The sequence below is a fragment of the Nonomuraea sp. NPDC050478 genome (assembly GCF_044458265.1).
Taxonomy (GTDB): domain Bacteria; phylum Actinomycetota; class Actinomycetes; order Streptosporangiales; family Streptosporangiaceae; genus Nonomuraea; species Nonomuraea ferruginea.
This window is the reverse complement of sequence record NZ_JBITHT010000004.1, coordinates 419,419-433,614: the sequence shown is the minus strand read 5'-3', so window position 1 is coordinate 433,614 and position 14,196 is coordinate 419,419. Positions and strand designations below refer to the sequence as shown.

Annotated in this window: 16 protein-coding genes; 4 read left to right on the top strand and 12 right to left on the bottom strand. The window is 71.0% G+C overall.

Annotated features, from left to right (window positions below):
- Positions 1 to 86: 86 nt before the first annotated feature.
- From ACIBF7_RS21985 to ACIBF7_RS21975, 3 genes are all read right to left on the bottom strand, one after another.
- Positions 87 to 941 (bottom strand): alpha/beta fold hydrolase, encoded by an 855-nt coding sequence (locus ACIBF7_RS21985; RefSeq protein WP_397197990.1) that lies wholly within the window; start codon positions 939 to 941, stop codon positions 87 to 89.
- Between the two features lie 71 nt (positions 942 to 1,012).
- Positions 1,013 to 1,642: a helix-turn-helix domain-containing protein gene (locus ACIBF7_RS21980; protein ID WP_397197989.1), complete on the bottom strand. Its 630-nt coding sequence runs from the start codon at positions 1,640 to 1,642 to the stop codon at positions 1,013 to 1,015.
- A 54-nt stretch (positions 1,643 to 1,696) separates the two neighbouring features.
- The gene (locus ACIBF7_RS21975) at positions 1,697 to 2,578 is read right to left on the bottom strand and encodes a class I SAM-dependent methyltransferase (protein WP_397197988.1); all 882 of its coding nucleotides are present in this window, start codon (positions 2,576 to 2,578) and stop codon (positions 1,697 to 1,699) included.
- A gap of 112 nt (positions 2,579 to 2,690) precedes the next feature.
- On the opposite strand from ACIBF7_RS21975, the gene ACIBF7_RS21970 reads away from it, so the two are divergent.
- Positions 2,691 to 4,070, top strand: coding sequence for a pyridoxal phosphate-dependent decarboxylase family protein (locus ACIBF7_RS21970; RefSeq protein ID WP_397197987.1), 1,380 nt, complete (start codon positions 2,691 to 2,693; stop codon positions 4,068 to 4,070).
- On the opposite strand, the gene ACIBF7_RS21965 is transcribed toward ACIBF7_RS21970, so the two are convergent.
- The gene (locus ACIBF7_RS21965) at positions 4,067 to 5,188 is read right to left on the bottom strand and encodes a cobalamin-independent methionine synthase II family protein (protein ID WP_219551200.1); all 1,122 of its coding nucleotides are present in this window, start codon (positions 5,186 to 5,188) and stop codon (positions 4,067 to 4,069) included. The two genes, ACIBF7_RS21970 and ACIBF7_RS21965, sit on opposite strands and share 4 nt — an antisense overlap.
- Before the next feature lie 567 nt (positions 5,189 to 5,755).
- Between ACIBF7_RS21965 and ACIBF7_RS21960 the strand changes: the two genes are divergently transcribed.
- Positions 5,756 to 6,241: a hypothetical protein gene (locus ACIBF7_RS21960; RefSeq protein WP_397197986.1), complete on the top strand. Its 486-nt coding sequence runs from the start codon at positions 5,756 to 5,758 to the stop codon at positions 6,239 to 6,241.
- 74 nt (positions 6,242 to 6,315) lie between these two features.
- Entirely contained in the window at positions 6,316 to 6,693 is a 378-nt protein-coding gene (locus ACIBF7_RS21955; protein WP_397197985.1) for a peptidase inhibitor family I36 protein, read from the top strand.
- Between the two features lie 38 nt (positions 6,694 to 6,731).
- Here ACIBF7_RS21955 and ACIBF7_RS21950 read toward each other — a convergent pair whose 3' ends face one another.
- The 5 genes from ACIBF7_RS21950 to ACIBF7_RS21930 all read right to left on the bottom strand — a co-directional run bounded on the left by ACIBF7_RS21950 (position 6,732) and on the right by ACIBF7_RS21930 (position 10,825).
- The gene (locus ACIBF7_RS21950) at positions 6,732 to 8,000 is read right to left on the bottom strand and encodes a cytochrome P450 (protein ID WP_219551206.1); all 1,269 of its coding nucleotides are present in this window, start codon (positions 7,998 to 8,000) and stop codon (positions 6,732 to 6,734) included.
- Position 8,001: 1 nt separating this feature from the next.
- Positions 8,002 to 8,202 carry a ferredoxin gene (locus tag ACIBF7_RS21945; RefSeq protein WP_148033233.1) on the bottom strand — a complete coding sequence of 67 codons (201 nt, stop codon included), beginning with the start codon at positions 8,200 to 8,202 and terminating at the stop codon, positions 8,002 to 8,004.
- Positions 8,199 to 8,816 (bottom strand): TetR family transcriptional regulator, encoded by a 618-nt coding sequence (locus ACIBF7_RS21940; protein WP_397197984.1) that lies wholly within the window; start codon positions 8,814 to 8,816, stop codon positions 8,199 to 8,201. The genes ACIBF7_RS21945 and ACIBF7_RS21940 overlap by 4 nt, the downstream gene beginning before the upstream one ends.
- Positions 8,817 to 9,172: 356 nt before the next feature.
- Positions 9,173 to 9,757, bottom strand: a complete 585-nt coding sequence (locus ACIBF7_RS21935; protein WP_397197983.1) for a DinB family protein — start codon at positions 9,755 to 9,757, stop codon at positions 9,173 to 9,175.
- A gap of 126 nt (positions 9,758 to 9,883) precedes the next feature.
- Positions 9,884 to 10,825, bottom strand: coding sequence for a TIGR03620 family F420-dependent LLM class oxidoreductase (locus tag ACIBF7_RS21930; RefSeq protein ID WP_397197982.1), 942 nt, complete (start codon positions 10,823 to 10,825; stop codon positions 9,884 to 9,886).
- Between the two features lie 86 nt (positions 10,826 to 10,911).
- Here ACIBF7_RS21930 and ACIBF7_RS21925 point away from each other — a divergent pair, with 86 nt between their 5' ends.
- A complete protein-coding gene (locus tag ACIBF7_RS21925; protein ID WP_148033229.1) occupies positions 10,912 to 11,475 on the top strand; it encodes a TetR/AcrR family transcriptional regulator in 564 nt (187 codons plus the stop codon).
- Between the two features lie 147 nt (positions 11,476 to 11,622).
- On the opposite strand, the gene ACIBF7_RS21920 is transcribed toward ACIBF7_RS21925, so the two are convergent.
- From ACIBF7_RS21920 to ACIBF7_RS21910, 3 genes are all read right to left on the bottom strand, one after another.
- Entirely contained in the window at positions 11,623 to 12,585 is a 963-nt protein-coding gene (locus tag ACIBF7_RS21920; RefSeq protein WP_397197981.1) for a TIGR01777 family oxidoreductase, read from the bottom strand.
- Between the two features lie 384 nt (positions 12,586 to 12,969).
- The gene (locus tag ACIBF7_RS21915; RefSeq protein ID WP_222709052.1) at positions 12,970 to 13,341 is read right to left on the bottom strand and encodes a hypothetical protein; all 372 of its coding nucleotides are present in this window, start codon (positions 13,339 to 13,341) and stop codon (positions 12,970 to 12,972) included.
- 196 nt (positions 13,342 to 13,537) lie between these two features.
- Entirely contained in the window at positions 13,538 to 13,897 is a 360-nt protein-coding gene (locus ACIBF7_RS21910) for a nuclear transport factor 2 family protein (protein ID WP_397198264.1), read from the bottom strand.
- Positions 13,898 to 14,196 lie beyond the last annotated feature (299 nt).

Genomic DNA, 14,196 nt, shown 5'->3' with positions numbered 1-14,196 from the left:
GGACAGGCGGCAGGCGCGATCTCCGGGAGCCGTCCGGGCCCTCGACCGCCGGTGCAGCGGGCGATCGAGGGCCCGGCGGTGTGCCGCTACCCGGCTCCGAAGAACCGGGTGATCGCCTCGGCGAGCGCTTCTGGATGGGTCAGCGGGGCGGCGTGCCCGGCGCCGGGGATCTCGCGCATCCGGCCGTCGCGGACGTGACCGGCCACATGCCGTGCGCCCGCGCGGTAGAAGGCCATGGTGCCGGACCCGTACAGGACCAGCACGGGAGCGGAGACCGCGCCCAGCACGGCCGGGTCCTCGACGGTGGGACCTCCGGACGACTCCACCTGCCCGAGGAGGCTGAGCAGGTGCGGGACGTATCGGCCTGCGGCCTCGAAGTAGCCGGCCTCCTCGGCGACGGCGAGTTCCTCGTCGCCGAAGGGCCCGCCGGCGAACGCCCGGATCGCGGCCGTCACGTCGCCTCCGGCGGCCAACTCGCCCATGCGGGCGATGGCGCCGACGATGACGGCTAGCTCCCGCTCGTCCATCAGACCCCGCATCGGAGGCTCCAGGAGGGCCACCGCGTCCACCGCGCCGGATCGCGCCGCCGTGTCGGATCGCGGCGTGCCGGACCGCGCCGCCGCGCCGAGCGCCAGGTTGGCGCCGGCGGACCAGCCCACCAGTCCGGCCGGTTCGCCCAAGCTGTCGAGGTAGGCGAGGACGTCGTCGACCTGCCTGCCCGGGCTGAGGTCGGGGTGGTCGCCGCTGAGGCCGCGGCCGCGCATGCTCGGCAGATGGCAGGTGAACCGGCCGGTGAGGTGTCCCACCAGCCGGCCCCAGTCGAGGTCGCCGTCGCCGATGGCTCCGTGCAGGAACACGAGCGGCCGCCCCCGGCCGTGCACGGTCCCGCCGATGGTGACGCCGTCGGTGGTGGTGACGTGGTGCGTGCGCTGTGTGCTCATGGCAGGCTCCGGCGTTCAGGCGAAGTAAACAGGTTTACTTTAGCCCGGGCCTCTTCAATAAGTAAACACGTTTACTTGGTGGTGTCACCGTGCAGCAGCGCCCGCACTCCCTGGCGGACGTACTCGACCACCTGCTCGGGCGGCGCGGTGGCCAGCCGTCCCTCCGGGGACGCCCACCGCATCACCCGGATCCCGGCGAGCAGCGCGGCGGCCAGCTCCGCGCGCAGCCGCGGGTCGTCACCCGCCGCGACCGTGGTGAACGGCCCGACGACGGTGTTCTCGGCGTAGTCCCGCACTTCCTCGGGCAGCTCCACCTGACCAGGGGTCTCCCCGAGGAGCCGCCAGACCGTGAGCAGGTCGTCCAGGGCGAGCGGGCTCTCCGAACCGGACCCGTACAGCTCGGCCATCCGGTCCGGCAGTTCCTCGGCCGGCACGTCCAGCTGCCCGAACATGGCCGAGTCCGCCGCGGCCATGGCGAACAGCCCCGCCTTGGACCCGAAGTAGCGGTACACCAGGGCGACGTTGACGCCGGCGTCCGCGGCGACGTCCCTGACGCTGACCGCCTCGTAGCGGTCACCGGCGAACCGCCGGCGGGCCGCCTCCAGCAGCGCCTGCCGCGTCGCGGCGGCATCGCGGCGTCGCCGCGGCGCCGCCGCGCCCTCGGGAGTCTTCTTCTCCGCCGCCATCACCGTCACCACCATGACTCGACGTCAACGGCGGTAACGCTAGCGGACCCCGCCGGGCCAGGAGGGTCGTCAGTCCGCCTGGAAGTGCCAGATGACCATCGAGGACAGGCCGGCGCTCGCGGCCCTGGCCGCCTCCGGGGCCAGGTCGGTCAGCACCCACGGCCACACGTCCCACGGGCCGAGCGCCTCGGCAGGGGCGGGCGGCGGGCCGTCGTCCGGCTCCGGAGTCAGCTCCTCGCAGCGGCGCGGGCGCAGGCCGGCGGCCAGGGCGGCGCGCAGGTAGTCGCCGATGCCGTGCCGGTACGTGGTCACGCGGCCGGGGCTGCCGTCCGGCAGGCGCACGGGCGGGACCACGCCGCGCGCCACGCTGTCCGGATGGATGTCGGAGAGCACCACGTGCCCGCCCGGCCGCAGCACCCGGGCGAACTCGGCCAGCACCGGCCCGAGCGCGGGCACGTGCGTCAGCGCGAGCGAGCAGGTGACCAGGTCGACGGCGTCGTCGGCCACCGGTAGCCGGTCCAGGTCACCGTCCAGGAACGCGCGGCCGGGCGCCTTCTTCCGTGCCAGCGCCAGCATCTCGGGCGAACTGTCCACGCCCCGCACGCGGTGGCCGTACCCGGCGAGCAGGGCCGTGAGCCTGCCGGTGCCGCACGCCGCGTCCAGGGCATCGCCCGCCGGGATCGCGCCGAGGATCTCGTGGAGGATCGGCTCGTCGAGGTCGAAGGCCGCGTTGGGGCCGTCGTAGGTGGCCGACCAGATGCGGTAGCCCGCGACGGGGTCCACGCGAGCGACGTCCACGGCGGCGTCGGCCAACCGCGGGTCATCCAGAAATTTCCGGATCTCGGCGATGCGCGCCTCGGTGAACTCGCGCCCGTGCGCGCCGGTGAAGGCCCGCAGCAGCGCCATGCCCTCGATGCCGAGCAGGTATCCCAGGGGACTCTCGTGAATCATCGCCCGCCACGCTAGGCCCCAGCCTCCGGAGACCGCCACGGATTATCCTTTCCGGGCCACTTGCCGGTGATTGGCCGGATACTCCCGGCGGCCCCGTCCCTACGCTGGGGCCATGGACCCGCGACTCGACGACGATCTCGTACAGCTGCCCGACCTGCTCAAGGAAACCCAGGAGCACGCCGTACGCCTACTGGAAGGGCTGGCGGAGCGGCCGGTGGCGCCGCCACCCGGGCGGCGCGAGCCGGTGGCGCTGCCGGAGCGCGGCGAGGGGGCGCGCGGTGCGCTGGAAGCGTTCGCGCGGCGCTGGGAGCCCGGCTTCTCGGCCAGCGCGGGCCCCCGCTACCTGGGGTTCGTCACCGGCGGCAGCACCCCCGCCGCGCTCGCGGGCGACTGGCTGACCGGTGCGCTGGACCAGAACGTGGTGGGCGACCTCGACTCGGCCGCCGCCGGCCTGGAGCGTGAGACGGTCTCGTGGCTGCGCGAGCTGCTCGGCCTGCCGGTCGCGTACGAGGGCGCGTTCGTCAGCGGCGCCACCATGTCCAACGTCACCGGACTGGCCGTCGCCCGCGAGTGGATCGGCGAGCGGCGCGGCGTCTCGGTCGCGGAGCAGGGGCTCGCCGCGCTCGGCCCGGTGCGGGTGCTGTCCGGCAGCCCGCACTCCAGCATCGGCAAGGCGCTGTCCGTGCTCGGCCTCGGCCGCTCGGCGCTGCGGCGGGTCGAGCCGCTGCCCGGCAGGGAGGCGGTCGACGTGGACCGGCTCGCCGAGGCGCTGCGCGAGCTGGACGGGGAGCCGGCGATCGTGGTGGCGAACGCCGGCACGGTCAACACCGTCGACTACGACGACCTGCGGGCCATCGCCGCGCTGCGCGAGCGGCACCCGTTCTGGCTGCACGTGGACGCCGCCTTCGGCGCCTTCGCCGCCCTCTCACCTGAGCACGCCCACCTGGTCGACGGGCTCGGCGAGGCCGACTCGATCTGCGTCGACCTGCACAAATGGCTGAACGTCCCGTACGACAGCGCCGTCCAGCTCACCCGCCGCCGCGACCTCCAGGCGCGGGTCTTCCAGAACTCCGCCGCCTACCTCGGCGCTGTCGGCGACGACCCCGACTTCGTCCACCTGACCCCGGAGAACTCGCGGCGGCTGCGGGCGCTGGCGGCCTGGTTCACGCTCGCCGCCTACGGGCGCGAGGGCCACGCGGAGATCGTCCGGCGTGACGTCGCGCTCGCCGCCCGGCTCGGCGAGCGGCTGGCCGCCATGCCCGCCTACCGGCTGCTCGCCCCGGTACGGCTCAACGTCGTCTGCTTCACCGTCGCCGCGGACCCGTCCCGCGCCGACGAGGTGGCGCGGGCGGTCGCCGCGTCCGGCGAGGCGTTCGTCACCCCCACCGTGTACGCGGGCGTGCCCGCCCTGCGCGCCGCCTTCTCCAACTGGCGTACGACCGAGGCCGACGTCGAACGGGTGGCCGAGGCGCTGGCACGGGTGGCCGGCTAACCCCACACCAGCCGGGCCGTCCGCGCGACCAGCTCCAGCTTGCGCCGCTGGTCGTCGACGGTGAGCAGGTTGCCCCTGGAGGTGGAGGCGAACCCGCACTGCGGGCTGATCGCCAGATCCTCCGGCGGCACGAACGCGGCGGCCTCGTCGATGCGGCGGCGCAGCTCGTCGGGTGACTCCAGGACCGGCACCTTGGACGAGACGAGCCCGAGCACCACCGTGGTCCCCCGGGGCACGAACCGCAGCGGCTCGAAGCCGCCGGCCCGTTCGGTGTCGTACTCCAGCAGGAACCGGTCCACCGGGACCTCGCCGAACAGCCGCTCGGCGACCGGCTCGTAGCCGCCGCTGGACATCCAGGCGCTGCGGTTGTTGCCGCGGCAGATGTGCATGCCGACCGTGACGTCCGGGTTGATCGCCTTGGTGGCGCGGACCAGCTCGGCGTCCACCGCGATCGTGGCGTCCAGCAGCACCTCCGGGGGAGGGGCGGCGGCGCCGAACATCCGCATGCGGAACCCGGGGTCGATCACGAAGTTGTAGCCCAGCGAGTCGAGCTGGATCCACCGCACGCCGAGCCCGATCAGCTTCCTGATCTCCTCGATCCGCAACGCGACCAGGTCGCGCATCATCGCGCCCGGGTCGGGGTACGCGTCCGCGCTGATCTCCGGCCGCCACAGGAGGTTCCCCATGGACGAGCTCATCATGGTGATCTTGAAGGGGCCGGGCGCGTGCCGCCCCAGGAAGTCGGCCTCGGCGGCGGTGAGGTGCTTCTTCTGGGTGAGCCGGGCGTTCGCGGCGACCATGTCGAAGGAGGTCTCGTCGGGCGGCACCGGCTGACCGTCGCCTCTGAACCAGGCCGAGTTCGTCACCTCGGCCGGCACCACCCCGCCGAGCGACTCCAGCAGGCCGGCCATCCAGGTCGCCCGGCGCATCTCGCCGTCGGTGAAGACCTCGATCCCGGCCTCGCGCTGCAGGTCGATCGCGGCCAGCGCCGCGTCCTCCGTCAGCTTCGCGAGGGTCTCCTCGCTCAGCTCGCCGCGCCGGTGCGCCTCACGGGCCCGCAGCAGCTCGGGCGGCCGCAGAAGGCTGCCGACGTGCTCGGCGTGATGGGTGGTGGGCATGCGTTCCTCCCGGTTCGTCAGGTGGAGCGTCCGCAACCACTTTCCGCCCGCCGCCCCGGATCGTCCACCCGTTCCCACGAGATCGCGTCCTCATCTGCGCCTTTTCGTCAGGACGCAATGGTGTGGCCTCATCTTCACCTCCTGGCACAAGCTGTGGATCGGGGGAGATCCACTCGGGGGCTTGAGGGGGAGCTGAAACGTGGCTTCGGACGACGGGGGAACCAGAACCATCCGTGACCGCTTCGTACCGCTCGCCGCGGCGGCATGCCTGCTGTCCCTGGCCGCGTGCGCGGCGGAGCCGGAGCCGCCCCTGGACCCGGGCCTCCGTCTCGACCAGCGGCCACTGGTGCTCCCGCTCGACGCCTATCACGCCTCCCCTGAGGAGGAGGCCGTCGTCCTGCGGGCCCGGACCGAGCTCTTCCGCGGCTGTATGGCGAGGCTCGGCTTCACGGCGCCCCCGCCACGGGGATCGACCGCAACCACGAGCGCTACCTGCTGGAGGACGAACGACTCGCCAGGACTCGCGGCTACCACCCGTCGGAGGCGCCGCGGGCCGGGCCGCAGCGGGTGCCCGACCCGGGCTACCTCGCCGCGGCCAACGGCACCGGACGTCCCGGCGCCGCCGTCCCTCCCGGAGGGTGCGAGGCGGAGGCGCACGACCGGCTGATCCCCGTGCCCGCCGCCGAAGCGATGCGGCGCGTCACCGACCTGAAGGGGTGGAGCTGGGAGCGCTCGCTGAGCGACAGCCGCGTGACCGGCGTCTTCGCGGCCTGGTCGTCGTACATGGCCCGGCTCGGCCATGACTATCCCACGCCGCGGGCGGCGAACAACGACGTCGCGTTCAGAACCGACCGGCCGACTCCCCGGGAGATCGCGACCGCCGTCGCGGACGTCCGGTGCAAGCGGCAGACGGATGTCGTCCGCACCTGGGCGGCCGTCGAAGCCGCCTACCAGCAGCAGGCGATAGCCCGGCACCTGGACGAACTGCGGGAAGGGAAGAAGGCGATCACCTCCTTGGTGGCCGCCTCCCGGGCGATCGCGCGGCAGCGCTGACGCCTCGCGCCCTCATGCTCCAGGACCGGGGCTCTCCCGTTCCGGGCCCACCAGAAAGAAAGGCATCACCACCGATGAAGCGTGTCACGCGTTCTGTCGCAGCCCTGGCCATGCTCGGCGCGGCGGCCGTGGTCACGACCGCCACCCCGGCCGCGGCGGCCGCCTGCACCGACGCCGTCTGCGTCTACGAAGGGCGGGGCGGGACCGGGACTGTCGCCGGGTTCACCACCGCCGACAACGACTTCTCCAACAACAAGTTCCTCAACGGCACCAACGTCAACGACCGGATCTCCTCCATCAGCGTGGCGACCAACCGCAACGCCGCGATGTTCTACACCGATTCCTACTGGCGTGGCCACGCGCACCGGATCGAGAATTTCGGGCACAGCCGGCCGCACGACGCCGTATGGGACAACCAGTACAGCTCGTTCCGCTATGTCGTCATCGACTGAGTCCTGACCCGGCCGGTGCCCCGCGGGGGCACCGGCCCTCAGCCGATGCGGACCGGCAGCGAGCGCGGCCCGCGCACCTGGCCCGAGGCCCACCGCACCGCCTCAGGGTCGGCCAGCGAGAAGGACGGGATCCGCTCCAGCCACACCTCCAGGGCCACCCGCAGCTCCATCCGGGCCAGGTGGGAGCCCACGCAGCGGTGGATCCCGAGACCGAACGCCGCGTGCCGGTTGACCTCCCGGTCGATGACGACCTCGCCCGCCCGGTCGAACTGCTCCGGATCACGGTTCGCCGACGGGAACGACAGCAGGATCCAGTCGTCGGCCTTCATGTCCACGCCCTGCCAGGTCATGTCCTCCTTGACCAGCCGGGCCATCGTGACCGGCGCGTACGCCCGCAGGAACTCCTCCATCGCCGTCGGCAGCAGCCCCGGCTCGGCCACCAGCCGCTCACGGTCGGCGGGGGTCTTCGCCAGGTGCCACAGCGACGCGCCGATCGCGCTCCACGTGGTGTCGATGCCGGCGATGAGCAGCAGCGCCATGGTGCCGGACACGTGCTCCGGCTGGAGCTTCTGCCCGTACAGCTCGGCGTCGATCAGGTACGTGGTCAGGTCGTCGCGCGGGTTGTCCAGGTGATCGTGGATCTGCGCGTACAGGTAGTCGAAGAGCTCCTGGAAGTTGGCCATGCGCTCTTCCGGCGGCAGGTTGACGCCTTCGAGCACGTTCTCGATGAACACCCGGAACCGCGGCCCGTCCTCCGGCGGGAAGCCCAGCATGTCCGAGATGACCCGGATCGGGATGTGCTGCGCGTAGTCGGCGGCGGCGTCCACCACGTCACGGCCCTCGAACGCGTCGATGAGCGAGTGGCAGTACGCCCGCGCCGCCGCCTCCCGCCTCGACACCGCGGTCTTGGTGAACGCGGGCAGCAGCAGCTTGCGCGCGTCGTGGTGGAACGGCGGGTCGGAGGAGATCGGCGGGGTGCCGCCCACCGGCGCGAGCTCTCGCGGCGGCCGGAAGTTGCTCATGACGATCGACCGCGACGAGAAACGCTCGGTGTCGTACGCGACGGCCGCCACGTCCTCGTACCGGGTCGGCAGCCAGCCGCCGCCGAACCGGCCGGTGTGCGCGATCGGGCAGCGCTGCCGCAGGTCGTCCAGGATCGGGTACGGGTCCGCCGCCCACTCCGGCTCCAGGTGCGAGAAGTCCGTCGCCCAGTCCTCGACGGGACCGGTGATGATCTCGCTGCGGGTGCCGAGGGCCTCGTCCTCCTCCTCGCGAAAGTCCCGGGTGAAGCGGTCGTCGACGCTCATGTCAAGCCTCCTCCGATACGGTGATCGCGTTCTCCGGGCAGTTGGAGACCGCCAGACGGGCCGTACGTTCCTCGCCCGGCGGCACGACGCCGTCGCCGATGACCGTCCCGTAACCCTCGTCGTCCTCGCCGAACAGACCGGGCGCGATGTCGTAACAGCGGCCGTGGCCTTGGCAGCGCTCGGGGTTGATCTGAACTTTCACGGTGTCGAATCCCTTTTTATGGTGTCTTCGGCGGGCGTGAGGCCGTGGACGACGCGGGCGAGCAGCGCGGCCCACTCCGCCTCGTCCACCGCGTGCAGGTCCGGCGGGACGAGCGCGCTGCCGATCGCGAGCAGGAAACAGAAGTGGGCCAGAGCCTCCGGCGACAGCGCCGGGTCGAGCTCGCCGTCACCCTGGGCGACGCGCACCAGCCCGGCGATCCAGTCGGCGCGCTCGCCGACGTAGTCGCGCGTGGGCGTGGCCACGTCCGGGTCGCGGCGCGCGGCGACCAGCGCCTCCACGAGAAGGTAGCCGGGGGCGTCGCGGCGGCGGGGCAGCCGGCGCCCGATGGCCAGCAGCAGCTCGGTCGCCGACCGGTCCGGATCGTCGGCGAGCAGGTCGGCCAGCATCCGGCTCGCGTGCGCCCGCAGCGCCGCCACCAGCAGCTCCGCCTTGGAGCCGAAGTGGGCGTAGAGCGCGCCGTTGCTCACCCCCGCCGCGGCGGCGATGTCGGCCACCCGGGTCCCGTCGTACCCGCGCTCCGCGAACACCTCAGCGGCCGCCCGGAGCAGCCGCTCACGGGTCTCGGCGGCGGTGACACCGGCGATACGCCCCATGCACGAATTAAAAGACCGTTCATTTGATTCGTCAACGGGTGCCCGCTCGCTGGTTCCTTGTTGTCTGACGCGCTCGCAGATGGCAGACAGGCACGGGGTGTCAGAGGACCTGGCAACAGGCCCACCGGAGATGTCCTCCCGCATCGCATGGCCCGAACGCGAACACGGCTACACCAGTGCCAACCGCCTTCTCTTCGCGACGGCACCGCGCTGACACCGAGCATGCTTCTGATCGCATGGGCTGTGAACGATAGTTGGGGGAATGAGAGTTCTGGCGTTTAAATGATCTTGCTGGTGGGGGGCGGAGATGAACCGTGGCTCCCACCCTTGGCGGGGCCACGGTGGCGCGATTGTGGTTAAGCCTTCATTGGTGCGGCCGCCCTGGCGACCTGCTCGATCTTCGCGCGGTAGGCCGCACGGGCTTCCTCGTCGATCTGCTTCTCGTGTTCGGGGCGCATCCCGGTCCGGCCGTCGAGGCCTTCGCGCAGGATGTCGGCGTGCCCGGCATGCCGGTTGGACTCGCCGAGGACATGGACCATGACGGCGAACAGGTTCGTGTTGGGATAAGGCTCCGGCCACCACGGCACGTGGCCGGGGGCGTCGAGGGGAAGCTCGTTGATCGTCGCGTCCGAGTGTTCCCACGTGCGCCGATAGAACCCGATGATCTGATCGCGGGTCTCGTCCTCGGTCGCCCACAGGTCGCTGCCGTCGGAGTCCTGCCACCGAGGCAGGGGTTCCGGGGATGGGCGGTCGAAGACCTCGCCGAAGTACCGGGCCTCGACGCTGGCCACGTGTTTGACCAGGCCGAGGAGGTTGGTCCCGGTCGCTGTCAGAGGTCGGCGGGCGTCGTATTCGGACAAGCCGTCGAGTTTCCAGAGCAACGCCTCGCGGTCCCGCCGCAGTCTCCCGTGCAGATTGTCTTTCGCGAAATCGTCGATCATGGCTCACGATTCTGTCAGGCTGCGCCGGTGGGCTCAGGTTGCGAGCTGCCTGGCGTCGGCTCCGTCAACCATCGCTCACGGCCACATCGCGGACACGCGTCGAAGCACCGCCTGTGGGAGTGCCTCTCAGTTGATCGGGACGGCGGCGGAACCGGCCGAGCGCCACGTGAGGTGTGCGAGCCGACGCCACTGGTCGAGTGGGAGGGTGACCGGATCGGTGGGCAGCGCCTGAAGGCACACATGGTCGGCACCTGCTGCCAGGTGAGCGCTGACCCGCGCCATGATCTCATCGTCGCCGATCGCCACCAGCGCGTTGACCAGGCGATCGCTTCCGCCATCGGCGAAGTCGGCGTCGTCGAACCCGAGCCGCTGCCAGCTCGCCCGGTACGGTGCGCCGGGAAGGTAGCCGGCGATGTGGGCGCGCGCCCTGGCCCGCGCCTCGCCGGCGCTCACTCCGGTCACCACGGCTTGTTCGACGATCAGGGCACGGTCCGGCCCCAGCACCGCGCGGGCATGGGCTGTGTGTTCCGGCGTGACCAGGTAGGAGAACGCGCCGGCAGACCGGTCCCGCGCCAGTTCGAGGGCCCGGGGGCCCAGCGCGGCGAGCACCCGGGGTGCCTGGGGCGCCGGACCGCTGTCGACCGCGGCCAGTTCGAGTAGGGGATCGGGCTCGTCCAAGTGGTCGAGGTGTTCGCGCAGCTTCGTCAGAGGCCGCTCGTAGCGCAGGCCCAGCACGCCCTCGACCAGCCGGGCGTGGGACGTGCCGAGTCCCAGCACGAACCGGCCGGGATGAGCGTCGAGCAGCGCCCGCGACTGCGACCTGATCACTCGGGGGTGGCGCCCCCAGATCACCGCGATGCCCGTTCCCACGATCAGTGAACGGGTGGCCTTCAGCAGTGTGGACGCCTCCATGAACGGGTCACGGACCAGCCCTTCGCTCAGCCACAGTGCGCGGTAGCCGAGAGTCTCGACCTCGGCGGCGACCTCGGCGGCCGCAGTCGGTGACCGTAGGTCCATGCCGGGCACCCACAGTCCCACTGCGCCGATGAACGGCAGCGTCGACTTCATGAACGAGCTCCTCGCTAGAATCCGGAGTATCGCTCCGAATAATACCGGAGCGCCACTCCGTTACAACCGGGAGAGGGAACGACGTGATGACCGGAAGCCCCCGACGCAGCGACGCGCGCCGCAACCGAGCTCGTCTGATCGAGGCGGCGACTGCGCTCTTCGACGAGGTCGGCGTCGACACGGCCGCGATGAACGACATCGCCCGCCGCGCGGGTGTGGGACCGGGCACGCTGTGGCGCCACTTTCCCGACAAGGAAGCGCTGACGGCCGAAATCGTCGGTCAAAGCCTGGACGGCCTCGCCGCGCTGGCCATCGAACTGCTCGACGAGCCGGAATCGCGAGACATCCTGCGTGAGTGGGTCTCCGCCCTCGTGCGGCACATCACCCGGTACCGCGGGATCGCCACCAGTTACGCGCGGGCAACGCGCACGGGGGAGGGCCCGCTGGGCGCCCGCTGCCTGGCCGTCGAACAGGCCGCCACCGAGTTGCTGCGCCACGCACAAGCCCGCAGCCAGGCACGAACCGACCTGACCGGCTCCGAACTCATCGAGATGGCTACGGCCGTCGCCTGGGTCAACGAGACGACCGCCCCGCCAGACACCGCCGAACGCCTCCTCGACCTGCTCTTCGAGGGCCTGCGTCCACGCTGAATCGCATCATCGACGAGGCCGCCGGGTGCAGCGGCGCGCCTGGTGACGGTTACAGCGGCTCAGCGCCAAGCCCCGGTTCGGCTCGGGAGATGATGACGCCCTGGCCCGGCGGTCGGCGGTCACGAAGTCGCTGGAGAAGCCGAAGGCTCACATGGTGGATGTGGATCCAGGCCCGCCGCGCAGGCGGCGCACGAGGTCGTCGGCGGCCTCAGGCCACTGCGGGTAGTCGAAGGCGAAGCCCGCTTCGAGTAGGCGGCCGGGAACGACGCGGCGGCTCTTCAAGAGGAGTTCAGTGTCCGAGCGCAGTGCGAACGCGCCGAGTTCGGCCATCCACTTTGTTGCGGGCAGGCCTACCGGGACGCCCCGCGCGGCGCGCAGCACGCGCATGAACGTGCGTTGCGGCAAAGGAACGGGAGCGGCGAGGTTCACCGGCCCGGCGAGGTCGTCCCGGTCGATCAGGAACTCGACGGCGCGGACGAAGTCGCGGTCATGGATCCAGGACACGTACTGCGCGCCGCCGGCGACCGGGCCGCCAAGTCCGAGGCGCACGAGCCGCAGCAAGACGTCGAAGACGCCGCCACGATCGGGGCTCATCACCATGGCAGCGCGCATGCTGACCTTGCGCGTGTGCGGGGTCTCGGCTTGCTTCTGCGCGCGCTCCCACGCTTTCGCGATCTCAACGCTGTAAGCCCAGTAGCCTGGCACGCCCGGTTCGGTGCCGCCGAGCACGCCGGTCACCTCATCGTTGGGGGCGTCGAAGCGGTGGGCGTAAATGGTGGCGGTGCTCATCTGCAACCAGACTTGGGGAGGCCGTGAGGCGGCCGCGACCGCCTCACCCATCACCCGGGCGGAATGCACCCGCGAATCCATCATCGCCCGCAGATTGTCCGGTGTGTAGCGACAGTTGACACTGCGTCCAGCCAGGTTGATCACGACGTCGCTGCCGTCGAGTTCCTTCGCCCATGGGCCAAGGGTCTCGGCATCCCACCGGACGTCGCGATCGCGCACGGGCCGCCTGGTCAGGATCACCACGTCATGGCCTGCGGCGGTCAGCGCACGACTGAGAATGGTGCCTACTTGCCCGGTCCCCCCGGATGTCACGACTTTCATCCGGCTTCCCCCAAGGTGAGTGGGACGAGCCTAGCGCGGCTGGCTGAACACGTTCAATGGGGCTCATTGCCGCGACCCGGGGAACCACCGTTGCCTGTGACACACCGGGGTCTCACATCACCACGTGCCCCATCGTGAGCGCCGCCTGGTCGGCTCGTCCACGCTTCGGTCAGGCTGCAGCAGACACCATCGCCGCGTCCAGACAGCGTTTTCTGGCGGCCTTGAAGATGACAGTCCGTCCGCCATCTGGAAGTGGACATGACAGCGGGCCATCGGAGTTGAGTGGAACGGACGCCCGCCGTGGACGATGGTCGCCCGCCTGCCGCAGGTGGAGCCGCTGCCGGACGCCGGCCCCGCCGAGCCGCCGACGCTGTCCTGACCCGCTCAGCGGCCGTGGAGGAAGTATCGAGCCGGGACGAACAACTCGTGCCCGCTCATGAAGCGTACCCGTACCCCCTCCGGCGTCCACGCCGTCTCCGCGATCTCCTTGCCGGCGTCGATGACGGACGTGTGGACGTTCACCCAGTGGCCGTATCCGAAGCCGGGGTCGCGGCCGACGACCAGCAGGTGTGTCGCGTCCCCGAACAGCGTGTCCCTGCGGATCAGGCCCAGGTGGTGCGCCGAGTCGTCCTCGTACGTCACGGTGGAGGGCTGCTCGCTCCGGTACACCACCTCCGCCCTCGGCCACTGACCGGCAAGCATGATCGCGACACCGGCGAGAAGTCCAGCCAGGAGCAGGGAGAGGTTCTTGACCATGCCCTCATGATCTACCGTCGGTCGCATGGACCTCTTGCTTTGATCCTTTCGTGCACGGGCCGGAGCCGGGATACCAAGATCTAGTCCTTGATCTTGCCGGGATGGCCTGGTTTCCAGCGTCGGCCCGCCCCCGGGGCGGTCGAACCTCGCCGGCGACCATCCGGCTGGCCGGTCGTCGGACAACGTGTCGGTGATGTCAATCGGTCGTGCCGGCGTGCACGGCGATGATTCGCCAGCCGTGCGTCTCGTCGTACAGCCACGTACGGGTGTAGCGCATCCTGGCCGCGAACGGCGCACCGGAGACGGTCCCTTCGACGGTGCCGAGAAACCACGTCACCCCGGTGCGCCCATCGGCGAGCACGGTCAACTCCTCCTCGGCCACCTTCGTCATCACCTGCGTCCGAGTGCGGTGCAGCTCCAGGTCGTCCGCCTTGGTCGCGACGTTCGCACCGAAGGTGAAGATCAGCCGATCATCCAGCAGCCGATCCAGCGCCTCGACATCTCCAGCGAGCTGCGCGGCCTGAAGCCGGCGCTCGGCGTCCCGCAAGTCCTCCATCATGAGGCCCACCCTCCCAGCCGGCGCCGTATCCGCGCCGGGACGTTCACGCTCGGCTGATCTTCGCAGTCCGATCCAGGGACTCCGATCGTCGGTGAGCGGGTGTCGGGTTCGAACCCCGGCAGGACTTCACCCTCGCCACACGGCTCGCGGGACACCCGCTCCCGGCCAGCCGCTGGAGCCGAGATGCCCCGGCTTGCACGGCCGGGGCATCAAACCTTCGATTCGCTGCTTCCAGACAGTTGTCTGACGGCCTTGCAGATGTCAGTACGGCACCAGAGATGTCAGTAGGCACGTGT